We start from the raw sequence: 17,146 nt of genomic DNA, 5'->3' as shown, positions 1-17,146 counted from the left end.
TCTCCTGCTTGTGTGGTGGGGGTGGTGTGGTGGTGGTTGGTGTTGTGTGAGAACTGGATAGTGGACGCGAGCATCTTGATTTTTCTGTAGATTTGTTCCAACAGTTTGTTCTGTTTGGTCGTTTTGTGTGTTGTGTTGTAAGGGCACACGGTGGATGCCTTGGCATCAGGAGGCCGATGAAGGACGTGAGAGGCTGCGAAATGCCTCGGGGAGCTGCCAACTGAGCGTTGATCCGAGGGTGTCCGAATGGGGAAACCTGGCCGTCGTTATGGGCGGTCGCCGCCAGATGAATTCATAGTCTGGTTGGTGGTTACGCGGGGAAGTGAAACATCTCAGTACCCGTAGGAAGAGAAAACAATTGTGATTCCGTTAGTAGTGGCGAGCGAACGCGGAGGAGGCTAAACCGCATGCGTGTGATACCTGGCAGGGGTTGCGTGTGTGGTGTTGTGGGGTTTGCGCGTGCATGGTCTGCCAGCTGTGCGCCGATGTTTGTTCGTGGTTAGCGGAAAGTGCGTGGAATCGCCTGCCGTAGACGGTGAGAGCCCGGTACGTGAAAGCCATGGCGCGTTGGTTGCGTTTGTCCCCGAGTAGCAGCGGGCCCGTGAAATCTGCTGTGAATCTGCCGGGACCACCCGGTAAGCCTGAATACCTTCTGTGACCGATAGCGGATAGTACCGTGAGGGAATGGTGAAAAGTACCCCGGGAGGGGAGTGAAATAGTACCTGAAACCGTGTGCTTACAATCCGTCAGAGCCTCCTCGTGGGGTGATGGCGTGCCTTTTGAAGAATGAGCCTGCGAGTCAGCGGCACGTCGCGAGGTTAACCCGTGTGGGGTAGCCGTAGCGAAAGCGAATACTAACTAGTGTGTTTGTAGTGGCGTGTCCTGGACCCGAAGCGGAGTGATCTACCCATGGCCAGTGTGAAGCAGAGGTAAGACTCTGTGGAGGCGCGAACCCACTTAGGTTGAAAACTGAGGGGATGAGTTGTGGGTAGGGGTGAAAGGCCAATCAAACTCCGTGATAGCTGGTTCTCCCCGAAATGCATTTAGGTGCAGCGTCGTGTGTTTCCTCCTGGAGGTAGAGCTACTGGTTGGTTTAGCGGGACTATCATCTTAGCGACATCAGCCAAACTCCGAATGCCGGTGAGGTGAGAGCACGGCAGTGAGACTGCGGGGGATAAGCTTCGTAGTCGAGAGGGAAACAGCCCAGATCGCCGGCTAAGGCCCCTAAGGGTATGCTAAGTGGAAAAGGATGTGGGATCGCGAAGACAACCAGGAGGTTGGCTTAGAAGCAGCCATCCTTGAAAGAGTGCGTAATAGCTCACTGGTCGAGTGGTCCTGCGCCGACAATGTAGTGGGGCTCAAGCATACCGCCGAAGCCGCGGCAATCAGCCTTTTGGTTGGTTGGGTAGGGGAGCGTCGTGTTCGGCTGTGAAGCTGCGGGGTGACCTGTGGTGGAGTGGACGCGAGTGAGAATGCAGGCATGAGTAGCGAATGAGGAGTGGAAAACTCCTCCGCCGGATGACCAAGGGTTCCTGGGCCAGGTTAATCCTCCCAGGGTGAGTCGGGACCTAAGGCGAGGCCGACAGGCGTAGTCGATGGACAACGGGTTGATATTCCCGTACCCGCGCAATCGCGCCCATGGTGAATCAGTGAGACTAACCCTCCTGAAGCGTCTTTTCGCTGCCCTTTGGGTGGTGTCTGGTCGTGGATGCAGGGGACCTGATCTGGTAGTAGCCAAGTGATGGGGTGACGCAGGAAGGTAGCCGTGCCACCGGATGGATGGTGGTGTAAGCGTGTAGCCCGCAGCCCAGGTAAATCCGGGTTGCGCTAAGGGTGAGACGTGATGCGTACCCGTAGTGGGGAAGTCGGTGATCCTATGCTGCCGAGAAAAGCCTCTAGCGATGTGGTTGTGTGGCCCGTACCCCAAACCGACACAGGTGGTCAGGTAGAGAATACTAAGGCGATCGGGTGAACTGTGGTTAAGGAACTCGGCAAAATGCCCCCGTAACTTCGGGAGAAGGGGGGCCTCGTGGTGTCCATGCCTTTTCGGCGGACGGCGCCGTGTGGCCGCAGAGAATAGAGGGAAGCGACTGTTTACTAAAAACACAGGTCCGTGCGAAGACGTGTAAGTCGATGTATACGGACTGACGCCTGCCCGGTGCTGGAAGGTTAAGAGGACCTGTTAGGTTGGCTTTTGGCCGGCCGAAGCGGAGAATTTAAGCCCCAGTAAACGGCGGTGGTAACTATAACCATCCTAAGGTAGCGAAATTCCTTGTCGGGTAAGTTCCGACCTGCACGAATGGCGTAACGACTTCCCTGCTGTCTCAACCACAGACCCGGCGAAATTGCAGTACGAGTAAAGATGCTCGTTACGCGCGGCAGGACGAAAAGACCCCGGGACCTTCACTATAGCTTGGTATTGGTGTTCGGTTCGGTTTGTGTAGGATAGGTGGGAGACTGTGAAACCTCAACGCCAGTTGGGGTGGAGTCGTTGTTGAAATACCACTCTGATCGTATTGGATATCTAACCTCGGCCCGTGATCCGGGTTGGGGACAGTGCCTGGTGGGTAGTTTAACTGGGGCGGTTGCCTCCCAAAGAGTAACGGAGGCGCCCAAAGGTTCCCTCAGCCTGGTTGGCAATCAGGTGTTGAGTGTAAGTGCACAAGGGAGCTTGACTGTGAGACTGACAGGTCGAGCAGGTACGAAAGTAGGGACTAGTGATCCGGCACCGGCTTGTGGAAGCGGTGTCGCTCAACGGATAAAAGGTACCCCGGGGATAACAGGCTGATCTTCCCCAAGAGTCCATATCGACGGGATGGTTTGGCACCTCGATGTCGGCTCGTCGCATCCTGGGGCTGGAGTAGGTCCCAAGGGTTGGGCTGTTCGCCCATTAAAGCGGCACGCGAGCTGGGTTTAGAACGTCGTGAGACAGTTCGGTCTCTATCCGCCGCGCGCGTGGAAACTTGAGGAAGGCTGTCCCTAGTACGAGAGGACCGGGACGGACGTACCTCTGGTGTGCCAGTTGTTCCGCCAGGGGCATTGCTGGTTGGCTACGTACGGAAGGGATAACCGCTGAAAGCATCTAAGCGGGAAGCCTGTTCCGAGATCAGGTTTCATTTGAGGTCCCCCATAGATGATGGGGTTGATAGGCCGGATCTGTACGCACGGTAACGTGTTCAGGTGACCGGTACTAATAGGCCGAACGTCAACACACACCCCACTTCGGGGTATGGCGTGTGACATTTCTACGTAACGAGAAGAACCAGGTTTGGTTCGCGTCCACTATCCAGCGTCTGGGACAGCACCGCCCACCCGCCCCGGTTTTGTTGGGGTGTTGTGGTGGGTTGCGGAGAAGTCCCGTGTATACGTGTCGGTGGTTATAGCGGTGGGGTCACGCCCGGTCCCATTCCGAACCCGGAAGCTAAGCCCACCTGCGCCGATGGTACTGCACCTGGGAGGGTGTGGGAGAGTAGGTCACTGCCGGCCAATAAACATGGTTTGTGTTGGAGCCGTCGTTGGTTCATGCCCCCTGGTGGGGTGTGGGCCGGCGACGGCTCCTTCGCGTTTGGGGGGGTGTGGTGGTTAACCCACCCTGAATGGGCAGGCCCACCTGTTGCAGCGGGTGGGTGTGCGCATTCGGGGTGGGTTAACGAGGGCCGCGGCGAGGGGGGGGGGGCTTAGCGGCCGCGGTGCGGCGGTCGGGGCAGGTCCGGGGTACGGCCGACGTCGCGGCACCCGGGGCATCGATGCTCTCCCTGCTCAGCCGCGGTCCGTGACCCGTTGTAGGCTGTATCCGATCAGCCAAAACTTCGGGAGTGAAAATGAATGATTCCGGTTACCGCCACGGCGGGCCGTACGGGCAGCCCAATGGTTCAGGGCGACCCGGCGAGGATGGGCAGCCCGGTGGGTACGGCGGGCCCGAGGGAAACGGCCGGCACGGCGGGTATGGGCGGCCGGAGCAGCATGGGCACGCCGGCCACTACGGTTCGGGTGCTTCCCGGGAGTTCGATGCTCCGCACGATTACGGTGTTTCCCCGGGCCCCGCGGGCGCGGGCAACCCCTACGGTTATGGCTCTCCGCAGTCTTCGGCTGGTTTCCACAGTCGGGGAGTGCCGGGTGGCCAGGGCATTCCCGATGATTTGAAGAGCCCTTATGCGGCCGCCGACCAGCAAGGACACGGTGGTTACGGTTGGTCTCGGGGCCAGGCGGCGCAGCAACCTCAGCAGACTCAATCCTTCCAGCATCAGCAGTCGGGCACGCATGGCGGCCCCGGTGCATACGGACACCAGGAAGGCAGTGGCTTCGGCAGTCCGTATGGCTCGGGCGGCGGGGGCTCGAGTGGTTCGAAGGGGTCGAGCGGTTCGAAAACTCCGCTCATCGCCGGAGGAATCGGCGTCGTGGCCGTGGTCGCGGTTCTGTGCTTCGCGGCCTGGTCGTTCCTCGGAGGTTCGGAGAACTCGGACAGGGCCGAGGTGGCGGAGAGCGCCAACCGGACGGTCAGCGCGATCGCGGGCTCCAACAAACTCTCGGACTGGAACCGGCTTCTCTGCGATCAATACCGGGCCAAGGAAGACACCATGCTGAAGATCGACGACACCATCGGACCGTTCGGGAAAAACGGCGTGGATCTGTGGAACGCGAACGACTCCTTCGATGAATCGAATGTCACGTTCACCGACGATAGCCGCACCGTCGCCGAGGTCGGCCGGAACGGCGACACCATTCGGATGAGCAAGGAAAACGGGGAGTGGAAGATCTGCGACCCCGAAATCGACTTCACCGTTTACGATGGGTTCGCCGACGTCGCAGACTTGTTCGGGGACTTGTGGTGATGACGGGCACGGCCCACCTTTGAACCCTCCCGCTCCGGGGCGGGCGATGATGCGCCGTTACAATCGGCGTCCATGACTATCATCGCCGCAGCCGACGGTTCGGCCCTCGGAAATCCCGGTCCGGCCGGTTGGTCCTGGTACATCGACGACGACACGTGGGCGGCCGGCGGGTGGAAGAAGAGCACCAACAACCGCGGCGAACTCATGGCCGTGGCGGAATTGCTGGCGGCCACCGCGCACCGGGCGGACGAGGAGCTCCGCATCCTGTGCGACTCGCAGTACGTGATCAATTCGGTGACCAAGTGGATGCCCGGCTGGAAGAAGAAGGGCTGGAAGAAGCGCGACGGAAAGCCGGTGCTCAACGTCGATATCCTGTCGGTGATCGATGAACTGTTGGTGGGCCGCAACGTCCGCTTCGAGTGGGTCAAGGGCCACGCGGGCCACGACATGAACGAGGCCGCCGACGAGCGCGCCCGCGCCGCCGCGACCGCTTTCCAGGACGGTGAGCCGGCCAACGAGGGCCCGGGTTTCCCCGGCGCGACCAAGAGCGCCGAATTGATCATGGCCGCCGCAGCCGGCGGTCCCTCGTCCGCCGCGCCCAACGAGCCGGAGCGGAAGGTGGGTGCGGGGGCGTCGCAAAGGAAGGGTCTCGGCCGGCCCGCCGCGGGCGGCAAGGCGGCGGGGCAGCAGGGGCTTTTCGACGTCGCCGCCGATCCCTTCGAAGAGGCCGTGACGGCGATCCGCACCGCCCAGGGCACTCTGGCGCGCGCGGCCGCGAAGGCCCGCGAGGGCGATGAGGCGCGGCTGGACTTCCTGACCAAGCGTGCGGTCATCGTCCCCCAGGAGTTGGACGCCGCGTTTCCCGCCGACTTCTCGTCGCCGCGCCCGGATGTCACCGTCGTGGGCGCCACCGGCGTCGCGGTGACCCGCGGGCGGGGGTGGACGGCGACGTCCACGTGGGACATGTCGGCGGATCCGGTGCTCGTGGCGCACCATCTTTCCGTCCGGCCGTGAACGGCGGCGACCCGGGCTGCTGGTAGCCTGGGCCGGTGAATGCGGTGATCGGGGCGGTGGCCCCGCGAGCAGATTGCGCCGCTTTTTCCTTTCATATCCGTCTATATCCGACTTTTCCGCGGCCGACCGCCCCGACCGGGCGGTGCGGGCACGCGAGAGCATCGATTTCGTGAGGAGCGTCCAACACATGGCCGAGAACGCAGGTTCGCGTCCCGACGGCGAGCGCCGAGGGGGCCAGGGCGGTCGCCCCGGCGGTTTCCGAGGGGGACGCGCCGGTGGCCGTCCGGCGGGACGTGGCCAGGGAGGCCGCGGCCAGGGCGGTCGCGGTGGCCGCGGCGGCTACGGCGGCCAGGGCGGCCAGGGGGGGCGTCGCTGGGAGAACCGGGACGGCCGCGATGACCGTCGCGACGACCGTCGGGATGACCGCGGCGGCGAGCGCCGGGATGATCGCCGCGGCGATCGCAACGATCGCGGAGGCCAGCGCGGGGATCGCCGCGATTGGCGCCGAGACGACCGACGCGATGACCGCCGCGACGATCGCCGGGGCGGCGGCCCGCGCGACGACCGGCGCGGCGGGGGCCCGCGGGGCGATCGCCGGGATGACCGGCGCGGTGGCCACGGCGGCCCGAAGCGCCATTCCAACCGCGGCGGCCGCTTCCAGGACGACCAGAAGCGCGCGCCGCGCACCGGCCCGCAGCGCCCCGGTTTCCGCGAGGAGCGCATCGTCGCCCGCCAGAATGAGCCGTCGATCCCCGATGACGTCAAGCCCGATGAGCTCGACCCGTCGGTGCGCCAGGACCTGAAGAGCCTGGCCAAGGACAACGCCGACACCGTCGCCCGCCACATGATCATGGCCGCGACGCTGATGGCCGACGACCCGAAGCTCGCGCTGCGCCATGCGCGCGCGGCGAAGGACCGCGCCGGCCGCGTCGGCGTGGTCCGAGAGACCAACGGCGTCGCCGCGTACCACGCCGGGGAGTGGAAGGAGGCGCTGGCCGAGCTGCGCGCCGCCCGCCGCATTTCCGGCGGCGCGGGCCTGCTGGCCGTCATGGCCGACTGCGAGCGCGGCCTGGGCCGCCCGGAAAAGGCCATCGAACTGGGGCGTTCCGACGAGGTCCGCCTGCTCGACGACGAGTCCCGCACCGAGCTGGCCATCGTCATCGCCGGTGCCCGCCGCGACATGGGCGACCTGGATGGCGCGATCATCGAGCTGGAAGCCCAGAACCTCGACCCGACGCGCACCGACTTCGAGGGCGCCCGACTGTTCTACGCCTACGCCGATGCGCTGGTCGAGGCCGGCCGGACCGGCGAAGCCCGCGAGTGGTTCGACCGCTCGGCGGAACTCGACCCCGACGAGCTCCTCGACGCCCGCGAGCGCGCCGAGAACCTGTAGCCGCTCGGACGCCCGCCGCCGCGGACCCGCCGGGCCCTCCTCGGCCCGCCCCTTCATCCTCATCGCACCCCCATCGACTTCCTCGACCCCGCGAAGATTGGACCGACGCTTTCCATGAGCACCGAATTGCTTGCCGGGCGCTACGACGCCGCACTCCTCGACCTCGACGGCACCATCTACGAGGGCGGCCGCGCCGTCCCCGGTGCCCTCGAGGGTTTGACGGAAGCGGGGCTGCCGATGCTGTTCGTCACGAACAACGCCTCGCGCGCCCCGGAAACCGTCGCCGAGCAGCTGCGTTCCCTGGGGTACGACTGCGGCGCCGATGACGTGATGACGTCCGCGCAGGCCGCCATCGAGATGGCCGCGGACATCATCCCGGCCGGCGCGAAGGTGCTCGTCCTCGGTGCCCCGTCGTTCCGCGACCTGGCCGTCGGCGCGGGGTACGAGGTCGTCGATTCCGCCGACGACGAACCCGCCGCGGTGTTCCAGGGCCACAATCCGGGCACCAACTGGGCGATGATGTCCGAGGCCGCGCTGGCCATTGCCCGCGGCGCCACCTACCTGGCGTCGAACCTGGACACGACCCTGCCCACCGAGCGCGGCCTGATGGTCGGCAACGGCTCGATGGTCGCCGCGATCGTGTCGGCCACCGGCGTCGAGCCGCGCAGCGCCGGCAAGCCTCTGCCGCCGATGTTCCACCGCGGCGCCGCGCGACTGGGCTCCGAGCGGCCCGTCGTCATCGGCGACCGGCTGAACACCGACATCGCCGGCGGCAACGCCGCGGGCTACGACACCCTGATGACGGTCACCGGCATCTCCGGCCACCACGAGGCCCTGGCGGCCGTGCCGGAGGAGCGCCCGTCGCTCATCGGCGCCGACATGGGCGCGCTCGTGGCGCCCGCCGAGCATGCCGAACCGCGCCCCCAGGCCGGCTTCACCGCCGAGCGCGACGCCGACGATCCCGGCGTGATCGTCATCGGCGGCGGCGACGAATCCGACCCCCGCCTGTCCGATCCGGCGCAGGCGGCCGTCGCCGCGCTGCTGACCGCCGCCTCCGTGGCATGGTTCGACGCCGACGGCGCTCCGTCCACGGCCCCAGTCACCGGGGTGCGCACCACCTCCGACGCGGCCGCCGGGGCCGTCGCGGCCTGGCGGTGACCGGGGACATGTCCGCTCCCGGCGAATCCCCGAAGCCCGGCCCCGCGACACCCGCGCCCGGGCCCGAGCCCGGCCCCGCGGCGCCCGCGGCGGGAACCAATGCAGGGCCCAAGCCCGGTCCCGCGTCTTCCGCGCCGGGGCCCACGCCCAATGACGCGGCGGCCGCCGCGGCGGCCGGGGCGGTCGATCCGGAGCGGCTCCGTCGCCAAGTGAAGGAAGTCCTCGACGCGCCCGCGCCGACCCCGGCCGACCGGGCCGAACAGATGGAGCGCGCCCACGCCCTGCTGCAGGACGCGCTCGGCGGGGAGGGGGCCGGACGTGGCTAAGGGCCAGACGCCGAAGCGGCGGCTGGACGCGGAGCTGGTGCGCCGCAAGATCGCCCGGTCGCGCGAGCACGCCGTCGAGATGATCAAGGACGGCCGCGTGACGGTCAACGGCATGGCGGCGACCAAGCCGGCCACCGCCGTCACCGGCGACGTGTCCATCCGCGTGGCCGAAGACGCCGACGACGCCAATTGGGCCTCGCGCGGCGCGCACAAGCTCCTCGGCGCGCTCGCGGCCTTCGAACCGGGGGGACTGAGCCTCGAGGGGCGCCGCGTCATCGACGCCGGCGCGTCGACCGGCGGCTTCACCGACGTCTGCCTGCGCCGCGGCGCTGCCGAGGTCATCGCCGTCGACGTCGGTTACGGGCAGCTGATCTGGAGGCTTCGCGACGACGCCCGCGTCACGGTCCTCGACCGCACCAACGTGCGCACCCTGACCCCCGACATGGTCGGCGGCCCGGCGGACGTGATGGTCGGCGACCTGTCGTTCATCTCGCTGCGGCTGACGCTGCCGGCGCTGGTGGACAGCCTGGCCGACGGGGCGGATCTGCTGCCGATGGTCAAGCCGCAGTTCGAGGTGGGCAAGGACCGGCTCGGCTCCGGCGGCGTGGTCCGCAGCCCTCAATTGCGCGCCGAAGTCGTCGGCGACGTCGCCCGCTTCGGCCGGACGCTGGGCCTGTCGGTGCGCGGCGTCGTCGCCAGCCCGCTGCCGGGGCCGTCCGGCAACGTGGAGTATTTCCTGTGGCTGGTCAAGGACGGTGGCGCGACCGACGTCGATGATGGGAAGCTGGACGAGATGATCGACCGCGCCGTGCAGGAGGGGCCGCAATGACGGATGGACAGACCCGGGCCGACTCGCGGGGCGCGAGGGGCGAAGAAGAACGGCAGGTGCTGCTGGTGCCGCACTCGGGCCGCAGCTCCAATCTGGAGATGGCCGCCGAGGCGGCCGAGCTGCTCGACGCGGCGGGCATCGGCGTGCGCGTGCTCGCCGGCGACGACCCCACCAAGCTGCTCCGCCACCCGGTGCTGGGCAGGTACCCGCGGTTCGGGCATTCGCCGCAGGCCGCGGCGGGCTGCGAGCTGGTGCTCGTGCTCGGCGGCGACGGCACGTTCCTGCGCGCCGCGGACATCGCCCACTCGATGGATCTGCCGGTGCTTGGCATCAACATGGGCCACGTCGGATTCCTGGCGGAGTGGGAGCAGGAGTCGATGACCGAGGCGATCCAGCGGGTCATCGACCGCTCCTGGCGCGTCGAGGACCGGATGACCATCACGGCGACGGTCCGCGACAACGACGGCCGGGTCATCGGCACGGGCTGGGCGCTCAATGAGGTGAGCATCGAGAACCTCAACCGCCGCGGCGTCCTCGACGTCGTGCTGGAGGTCGATCAGCGCCCGGTGAGCTCCTACGGCTGCGATGGCGTGCTCATCTCCACGCCGACGGGTTCGACGGCCTACGCGTTTTCGGCGGGTGGCCCGGTGCTGTGGCCGGAGCTCGACGCGATCCTGGTGGTGCCGAACAACGCCCACGCGCTGTTCGACCGCCCGATGGTCGTGTCGCCGCATTCGACGGTGGCGGTGGAGTCGAATCCGCAGACCAGCGCCGCGCAGGCGGTGCTCGACGGTTTCCGGCCGATCCCCATGCCGCCGGGCAGCCGCATCGAGATCACGCGCGGCGATCAGGCGGTGAAGTGGGTGCGCCTGGACTCCGCGCCGTTCACCGACCGGCTGGTGCACAAGTTCCGCCTGCCGGTGACGGGGTGGAGGGGTCCGAGGCGGTGATCCGACGATGCTGACCGAGCTCACCATCCGCGATCTCGGCGTCATTCCCGAATCGACCGTGGAGTTCAGCCCGGGCCTGACGGTGCTCACGGGCGAGACCGGCGCGGGCAAGACCATGGTGGTCACGGGCCTGCGCCTGCTGTCGGGCGGCCGGGCGGACGCCGGCCGCGTGCGCAGCGGGGCGGAGAAGGCCCTGGTCGAGGGCCTGGTGTCCACGGCGGACCTCGCCGGCCCGCTTGCCGACGGCGTCGACGCGATCCTTGAGGAATGCGGCGGCGAGAGGGACGAGAACGGAGAAATCCTGCTCGCCCGCCAGGTCTCCGCCAAGGGGCGTTCGCGTGCCTGGATCGGCGGCCGGGGCACCCCGGCGGCGTCGCTGGCCGACGTCGCGGGTGCGGTGCTGGCCATCCACGGTCAGAACGACCAGCTGCGCCTGTTGGGCGGCGGCGAGCAGATCGCCGCGCTCGACCGTCTCGGCGGCGATCGGGTGGCGCCGCTGCTCGCCGCGTACCGCGATGCGCGCGGCGCATGGCGGGCGGCCGCGAAGGACCTGGAGGAGCGGACGTCGAAGCGCCGCGAGATGGCCATGCGCGCCGATCAGCTGGCGTTCGCGCTCGAGGAGATCGACGCCGTCGACCCCGAGCCGGGCGAGGACGCCGAGTTGTCCGAGACCATCCGCCGCATGCAGGACCTGGATGGCCTGCGCGAGGCCGCCACGGTCGCCTGGGCGGCCATCGACGGTCCGGGTGCCGTGGGCGCCGCCGGGGCGTCCGGCGCCGACGACGAGGGTGCCGCGGACCTGCTCGGCCGGGCCCAGCATGCGCTGGCGGGCTCCGGTGATTCGGAGCTGACCGAGCTGGCGGAGCGGCTGGGGGAGATCACCAGCGGGCTCGCCGACGTGTCGGCTGGCCTGGGGGCGTACCTGGAGGCACTGCCGGAGGAGACCGAATCGCTCGACGGGTTGCTGGCCCGGCAGGCGGAGATCCGGAATCTGACCCGCAAGTACGCCCCGGACATCGACGGCGTGCTGCAGTGGCGCGACAAGGCGCGGCGGAAGCTGGGCACCCTCGACGTCTCCGGCGAGGCGCTGGAGAAGCTCGCCGCCGAGGTCGCGGCGCTGGAGAAGAAGGTCCGCGCGGCGGCGAAGAAGCTGACCAAGGTCCGCACTTCGCTGGCCGCCGAACTCGGCGAACGGGTCACGGCGGAACTCAAGGGCCTGGCCATGCCCATGACCTCGTTGGTCGTCGAAGTGTCCGAGTCCGGTTCCTTCGGCCCGTCGGGCGCCGACGACGTGTCCTTCCTGCTGTCGGCGCACAAGGGGGCGGAGCCCCGCCCGCTGGCCGGCAGCGCGTCGGGCGGCGAACTCTCCCGCGTCATGCTGGCGCTGGAGGTCGTGCTCGCCGAGGGCGACGGCGGCCGCACCCTGGTGTTCGACGAAGTCGACGCCGGCGTGGGTGGCCGGGCGGCGGTGGAGATCGGGCGGCGCCTGGCCAGGTTGGCCGAACGCAACCAGGTCATCGTCGTCACGCACCTGCCGCAGGTCGCCGCCTACGCCGACACCCACCTGCACGTGGCCAAGGACGTCGCCGAGGACGGCGTCGTCTCCGGGGTCGGGGCGCTCGACCACGGGCGCCGCGTCGAGGAACTGGCGCGGATGATGGCGGGCCTCGACGGCACCGAGTCGGGCCGCGCGCACGCCACCGACCTGCTGGAAAAGGCGGAGGCCGACAAGAAGGCGGCGCGGCGGGCCACACGGTAGCCGCGCCCGGTCCGCCCGTCCGGCGCGCCTCCACCGAATGCCAGCGGCCCGGCGGCACACTTGGGCCCATGAGTCTGTTCCCGAAGAAGACCGCCGCCGAGCCCGGCGTCCAGGGCACCGTCCGCGATTGCCTGCGCTCCGACCGAGCGCTGAACAAGCTCGCCGAAGGCGACATCGTCGTCATCGACGCACCCGACATCACCCGCGTCCTCGCCCAGCGGATCATCGACGCCAAGGCGAAGGCGGTCCTCAACACCGGCGCATTCACCACCGGCGCCGTGCCCAACTTCGGCCCGCAGATGCTCCTCGACGCCGACGTGATTCTCGTGGAGAACGTCGAGCTCGCGGAATCGGCGAAGCTCCGGGACGGCAAGGTCCACCGCCTGTACGAGGGCAAGCTCTACCTCGGCGACCGCCGCGTGGCGGCCGGCGACGAGGTCGCGCTGGAGAAGCTCTCGGCCGACTTCGACGAGGCCCGCACGAGCATGGTCGACCGGCTCGAGGCGTTTTCCGGCAACTTCGTCGAGTTCGCCGCGACGGAGGCCCCGCTGTACGTCGATGGCCTGGGCATCCCGGACGTCGAGACGCCGCTGGAAGGCCGGAAAGTGCTCATCGTCAGAGCGGGCGAGGGCCACGAGCGGACGCTGAAGGGGCTCAAGGGCTTCATCGGCGAATTCGACCCGGTGCTCATCGGCGTCGACGCGGGAGCGGACGCCCTGGTCGGGCAGGGATACGAGCCGGATCTGATCATCGGCGATCCCGAGGGCATCGGCGCGGAGACTCTGCGCTGCGGCGCCCGCGTGATCCTGCCGGCCGATCCCGACGGGCACGCCCAGGGGCTGGAGCACATCCAGGATCTGGGCATCGGCGCGATGACCTTCCCCGCGCTGTCGGATTCGGCGACGGATCTGGCGCTCGTGCTGGCGGACCACCACGGTGCGTCGATGATCGTCACCGCCGGTTCCTCGCTGGACCAGGGCGACGTCTACGGCGCCGCGGATCAGCAGGCGCTGCCGTCGGCGCTGCTCAGCCGGCTGAAGGCGGGGGACAAACTGGTCAACGGCGACGTCGTCGCGGATCTGTACCGCGTCGAGGGCGGCGGCCTGCGCTTCATGTGGGCACTGCTGGCGATCATCGTGGCACTCGCCGTGATCTTCGCCATCGCGGGCACGGCGGGCGACGGTTCGGTGGGCGAGAACCTCGTGGACACGTGGAATTCGATTGCCCTGTGGTTCCAGGGCCTGTTCAAGTAGACCGGGGGCTGACGGATGGCGAAGAATCGGTCGGGCGCGTGGAGCGCCGGCATCACGGGCGCGGCGCTGGGCGTCGCGGCCGGGGCGGCGCTGGGCGCGTACGTCCTGGCTCCCGGCGGCGGCATCGAATGGGGCGGCGGGCAGGCGGCCGAGGAACGCGACGCGGCGATCGTCGAGCGCGACGACGCCAACACCCGCGCGGATGCGGCCAACGGCGTCGTGGCGGACCTCGCGGCCCAGGTCGTCGACGGTTCGCTTGCCGACGTCCCGGTGCTGCTCGTGACCGCCCCGGATGCGGAGGCGCGTTCCGTGGATTCCATGGAGGCGCTGCTGCGCGACGCCGGCGCCCCGGAGGTCACGCGGATGGGGCTGACCGCGAAGTTCCAGTCGGCGGAAGGCGCCGATGAATTGAAGGACGTGGTGACCAGCGCGCTGCCGGCGGGCGCCGAACTCGACGAGGAGCGCCGCGACCCCGGCTACCAGGCGGGCCAGGCGATGTCTCCCGCGTTGCTGCTCGGCAACGACGCGGGCGAGCGCGCGAACGTCGCCGACCGCCGCCTGCTGCTGGGGTCGCTGCGAGACGCCGGCTTCATCGACTACGAGGACGGGACCATGCGCCCGACGGCGGCGGTCGTCATCGTCACCGGTTCCGGCGAGGGCGCGCCCGCCGTGGGCTCCCGCATCCTCGCGGACTTCGCCGAGGCGCTGTCCGCCGACGGCACGGTCGTCGTCGCCGGCGAGCCCGCCGCCAAGCGCGCCGGCGGCGTCATCGACGTGCTGGAGAAGTCGGCGACCGCCGGTTCCGTGGCCACCCAGGCGGCGGTCGGCGACCCGGCGGGCCGCGTCGGCGTCATCCGGGCGATCGTGGAGAAGAAGCCCGCGCCCGCCGGCCGGTCCGCGGATGGGGAAGCGGCCCCGGCCGAATAGTCGGTCGGCGGCGTTCGCAACTTCCCGGGGCACGGCAATCGACTCTGCCCGGCGGGCCGTGTTAACGCCGTGTTTCACGTCCGTTTCCCCGCCGTTGAATGTGCCCCGCACGGCTGTGATCGGCGAGAAAAGCGTCGTCAAGCGTGCTTTTTCGCTAGGCGAGCGCCCGCCGCCCGGTTAGCCTGAAATCCCGTGGTCGCCACGAGACGGCCTGCGGCGCCGCCCCGGAAAAGAGCCGGGGAACAACCGGAGGGGCGCGCCGCCCGAGCGAAACGCGGGAGTTGATTGGCATGGCGGAAGGTCGGGGTGGCGGGCACGTCACGAAGTACATCATCGTCACGGGAGGCGTGGCGTCGTCGCTGGGCAAGGGCCTGACGGCCGCGAGCCTCGGACGGCTGCTGACGTCTCGCGGGCTGCGGGTGACCATGCAGAAACTGGACCCGTACCTCAACGTCGACCCGGGCACCATGAACCCGTTCCAGCACGGCGAGGTGTTCGTCACCGAGGACGGCGCCGAAACCGACCTGGACCTGGGGCACTACGAGCGCTTCCTGGACCGCGCCCTCGACGGCGGGGCGAACGTGACCACCGGCAAGGTGTACTCGTCGGTGATCGCGAAGGAACGCCGCGGCGAGTTCCTCGGCGAGACCGTGCAGGTCATCCCGCACATCACCGACGAGATCAAGTCGCGGATCACCGGCATGGACCGGCCCGGCGCCGACGGGCGGCGCCCCGACGTGGTGATCACCGAAATCGGCGGCACCGTCGGCGACATCGAATCGCAGCCCTTCCTCGAGGCCGCCCGCCAGGTGCGCCACGACGTCGGCCGCGAGAACATCCACTACCTGCACGTGTCGCTGGTGCCCTACCTCGGCCCGTCCGGCGAGCTGAAGACCAAGCCGACGCAGCATTCCGTGGCGCAGCTGCGCTCCATCGGCCTGGTGCCCGATTCGGTGGTGCTGCGCTGCGACCGCGACGTGCCCGACGGGCTCAAGCGCAAGATCGCGCTGATGTGCGACGTCGACCTGGAGGGCGTGGTGTCGTGCCCCGACGCGCCCAGCATCTACGACATCCCGCGGGTGCTCCACGACGAGCACCTGGACACGTTCATCGTGCGGCGCCTCGGGCTGCCGTTCCGCGACCTCGACTGGGAGATGTGGGGCGGTCTGCTGGAGCGCGTGCACCGGCCGGAGCGGGAGGTGACCGTCGCGCTGGTGGGCAAGTACGTCGACCTGCCCGACGCCTACCTGTCCATCGCCGAAGCCATCCGCGCCGGCGGGTTCGCCCACGGGGCGCGCGCCACCGTGCGGTGGGTGGCCTCCGACGCGTGCGAGACGCCGGAGGGCGCGGCCGAGCAGCTCGCCGGCGCCGATGCCGTCGTCGTGCCCGGGGGCTTCGGCGTGCGCGGCATCGAGGGCAAGATCGGGGCGATCGCCCATTGCCGCGAAAACCGCATCCCGCTGCTGGGCCTGTGCCTGGGCATGCAGTGCGCGGTGCTGGAGGCGGCGCGGCGCGGCGGCGTGCCCGATGCGTCGTCGACCGAGTTCGACGAGGCGACGCCGTCGCCGGTGATCGCGACGATGGAGGAGCAGAAGGCCGCCGTGTCCGGCGAGGCCGACCTGGGCGGGTCGATGCGCCTGGGCGCGTATCCGGCGGCGCTGGCCGAAGGGTCCGTGGTCGCGGAGACGTACGGCGCGACGGAAGTCTCCGAGCGCCACCGCCACCGCTACGAAGTCAACAACGCCTACCGCGAGGCGATCGAATCCGCCGGCCTGGTCATCTCCGGCACGTCGCCGGATGGCGAGCTGGTGGAATTCGTGGAGTACCCGCGGGACGTCCACCCGTATTTCGTGGCCACGCAGGCGCATCCCGAGTACAAGTCGCGGCCGACCGACCCGCACCCGTTGTTCGCCGGCCTCATCGGCGCGGCGCTGGCGGATCCCGCGGGCCGGGGGTAGGCACGTAGTTATGACATCTTCGAATGCTCCCGCCGGTTCCCACTCCTTCGACGTCGTCGACTCCGAGATCCTCGTCGAAGCGCCGATCATCGCGCTGCGCCGCGACCGGGTGCGCATGCCCGGCGGGCGCATCGCCAACCGCGAGGTCGTGGAGCATTTCGGTGCGGTGGCGGTGGTGGCCCTCGACGACGATGGCCGGATCTGCCTGCTGCGCCAGTGGCGGCAGACGGCCCGGGACCGGCTGATCGAGCTGCCCGCCGGCATCCTCGACGTCGCCGACGAGGATCCGCTGGTCGCCGCCCGCCGCGAACTCGCGGAGGAGGCCGGCGTGTCGGCGCGGCGGTGGTCGGTGCTGACGGACATCTTCACCTCGCCCGGCTTCGCCGAAGAGAGCGTGCGCGTGTACCTGGCCGAGGGGCTTTCCGACGCCGACCGCCCCGAACCCGAGGACGAGGAGGCGGACATGACCGAGTCGTGGGTCGACCTCTCCGACGCCGCGGACATGGTGCTGCGCGGCGAGGTGGTCAACGCCATCGCCGTCGCGGGCATTCTCGCCGCACACGTGACTCTGGCCGAGGGGCGGGGGCGTCGTGAAGCGGACGAGCCATTCGCCATCCGACCCACCCGGCTCGCCGCCCGCCGCGCGGAAGCGTTCGGCCCGGGCGCGGACCTCAAGCGCGTGCCGGACGCGGCGCAGAAGCCAGATGCGGCGCAGGAGCCGGACGGGGCGCAGGAGCGAAACGAAGA

At 68.8% G+C, this 17,146-nt stretch carries 10 protein-coding genes, 2 rRNA genes and 1 pseudogene; all 13 read left to right on the top strand.

All coding sequences use genetic code 11. The annotated features are described in order from the left end of the window. Window positions 1–126 precede the first annotated feature (126 nt). Window positions 127–3,215 (top strand): 23S ribosomal RNA (locus CHAN_RS07655). Window positions 3,216–3,369: 154 nt separating this feature from the next. Next, window positions 3,370–3,486 (top strand): 5S ribosomal RNA (gene rrf / locus CHAN_RS07650). Between the two features lie 335 nt (window positions 3,487–3,821). Continuing rightward, complete coding sequence (locus CHAN_RS07645) at window positions 3,822–4,832, top strand: Rv0361 family membrane protein (RefSeq protein ID WP_435384058.1); 1,011 nt, start codon at window positions 3,822–3,824, stop codon at window positions 4,830–4,832. Window positions 4,833–4,904: 72 nt separating this feature from the next. After that, on the top strand, window positions 4,905–5,846 hold the full coding sequence (locus tag CHAN_RS07640; protein ID WP_290288213.1) for an RNase H family protein: 942 nt from the start codon (window positions 4,905–4,907) through the stop codon (window positions 5,844–5,846). Between the two features lie 187 nt (window positions 5,847–6,033). Further along, window positions 6,034–7,239, top strand: a complete 1,206-nt coding sequence (locus tag CHAN_RS07635) for a tetratricopeptide repeat protein (RefSeq protein ID WP_290288210.1) — start codon at window positions 6,034–6,036, stop codon at window positions 7,237–7,239. Window positions 7,240–7,353: 114 nt separating this feature from the next. Continuing rightward, window positions 7,354–8,397 carry an HAD-IIA family hydrolase gene (locus tag CHAN_RS07630; protein WP_290288207.1) on the top strand — a complete coding sequence of 348 codons (1,044 nt, stop codon included), beginning with the start codon at window positions 7,354–7,356 and terminating at the stop codon, window positions 8,395–8,397. Between the two features lie 318 nt (window positions 8,398–8,715). Beyond that, window positions 8,716–9,552 carry a TlyA family RNA methyltransferase gene (locus CHAN_RS07625; RefSeq protein WP_290288204.1) on the top strand — a complete coding sequence of 279 codons (837 nt, stop codon included), beginning with the start codon at window positions 8,716–8,718 and terminating at the stop codon, window positions 9,550–9,552. Then, entirely contained in the window at window positions 9,549–10,502 is a 954-nt protein-coding gene (locus CHAN_RS07620) for an NAD kinase (RefSeq protein WP_048743063.1), read from the top strand. Before CHAN_RS07625 ends, CHAN_RS07620 begins: the two co-directional genes overlap by 4 nt. Before the next feature lie 7 nt (window positions 10,503–10,509). After that, window positions 10,510–12,261 (top strand): DNA repair protein RecN, encoded by a 1,752-nt coding sequence (gene recN / locus CHAN_RS07615; protein WP_290288198.1) that lies wholly within the window; start codon window positions 10,510–10,512, stop codon window positions 12,259–12,261. A 68-nt stretch (window positions 12,262–12,329) separates the two neighbouring features. Next, the gene (gene steA / locus CHAN_RS07610) at window positions 12,330–13,514 is read left to right on the top strand and encodes a putative cytokinetic ring protein SteA (RefSeq protein ID WP_290288195.1); all 1,185 of its coding nucleotides are present in this window, start codon (window positions 12,330–12,332) and stop codon (window positions 13,512–13,514) included. Window positions 13,515–13,529: 15 nt separating this feature from the next. Further along, complete coding sequence (locus CHAN_RS07605) at window positions 13,530–14,441, top strand: copper transporter (protein ID WP_290288192.1); 912 nt, start codon at window positions 13,530–13,532, stop codon at window positions 14,439–14,441. A 290-nt stretch (window positions 14,442–14,731) separates the two neighbouring features. After that, window positions 14,732–16,399 carry a CTP synthase gene (pyrG, locus tag CHAN_RS07600; protein ID WP_290288189.1) on the top strand — a complete coding sequence of 556 codons (1,668 nt, stop codon included), beginning with the start codon at window positions 14,732–14,734 and terminating at the stop codon, window positions 16,397–16,399. A gap of 10 nt (window positions 16,400–16,409) precedes the next feature. Then, window positions 16,410–17,081: pseudogene (locus CHAN_RS07595) on the top strand (NUDIX domain-containing protein); the annotation flags it as partial. Window positions 17,082–17,146: the final 65 nt, after the last annotated feature.

Origin of the sequence: Corynebacterium hansenii (genome assembly GCF_030408795.1) — a bacterium.
GTDB classification, from domain to species: domain Bacteria; phylum Actinomycetota; class Actinomycetes; order Mycobacteriales; family Mycobacteriaceae; genus Corynebacterium; species Corynebacterium hansenii.
The sequence above is the reverse complement of the archived record's forward strand: the minus strand, read 5'-3'. Positions and strand labels throughout refer to the sequence as shown.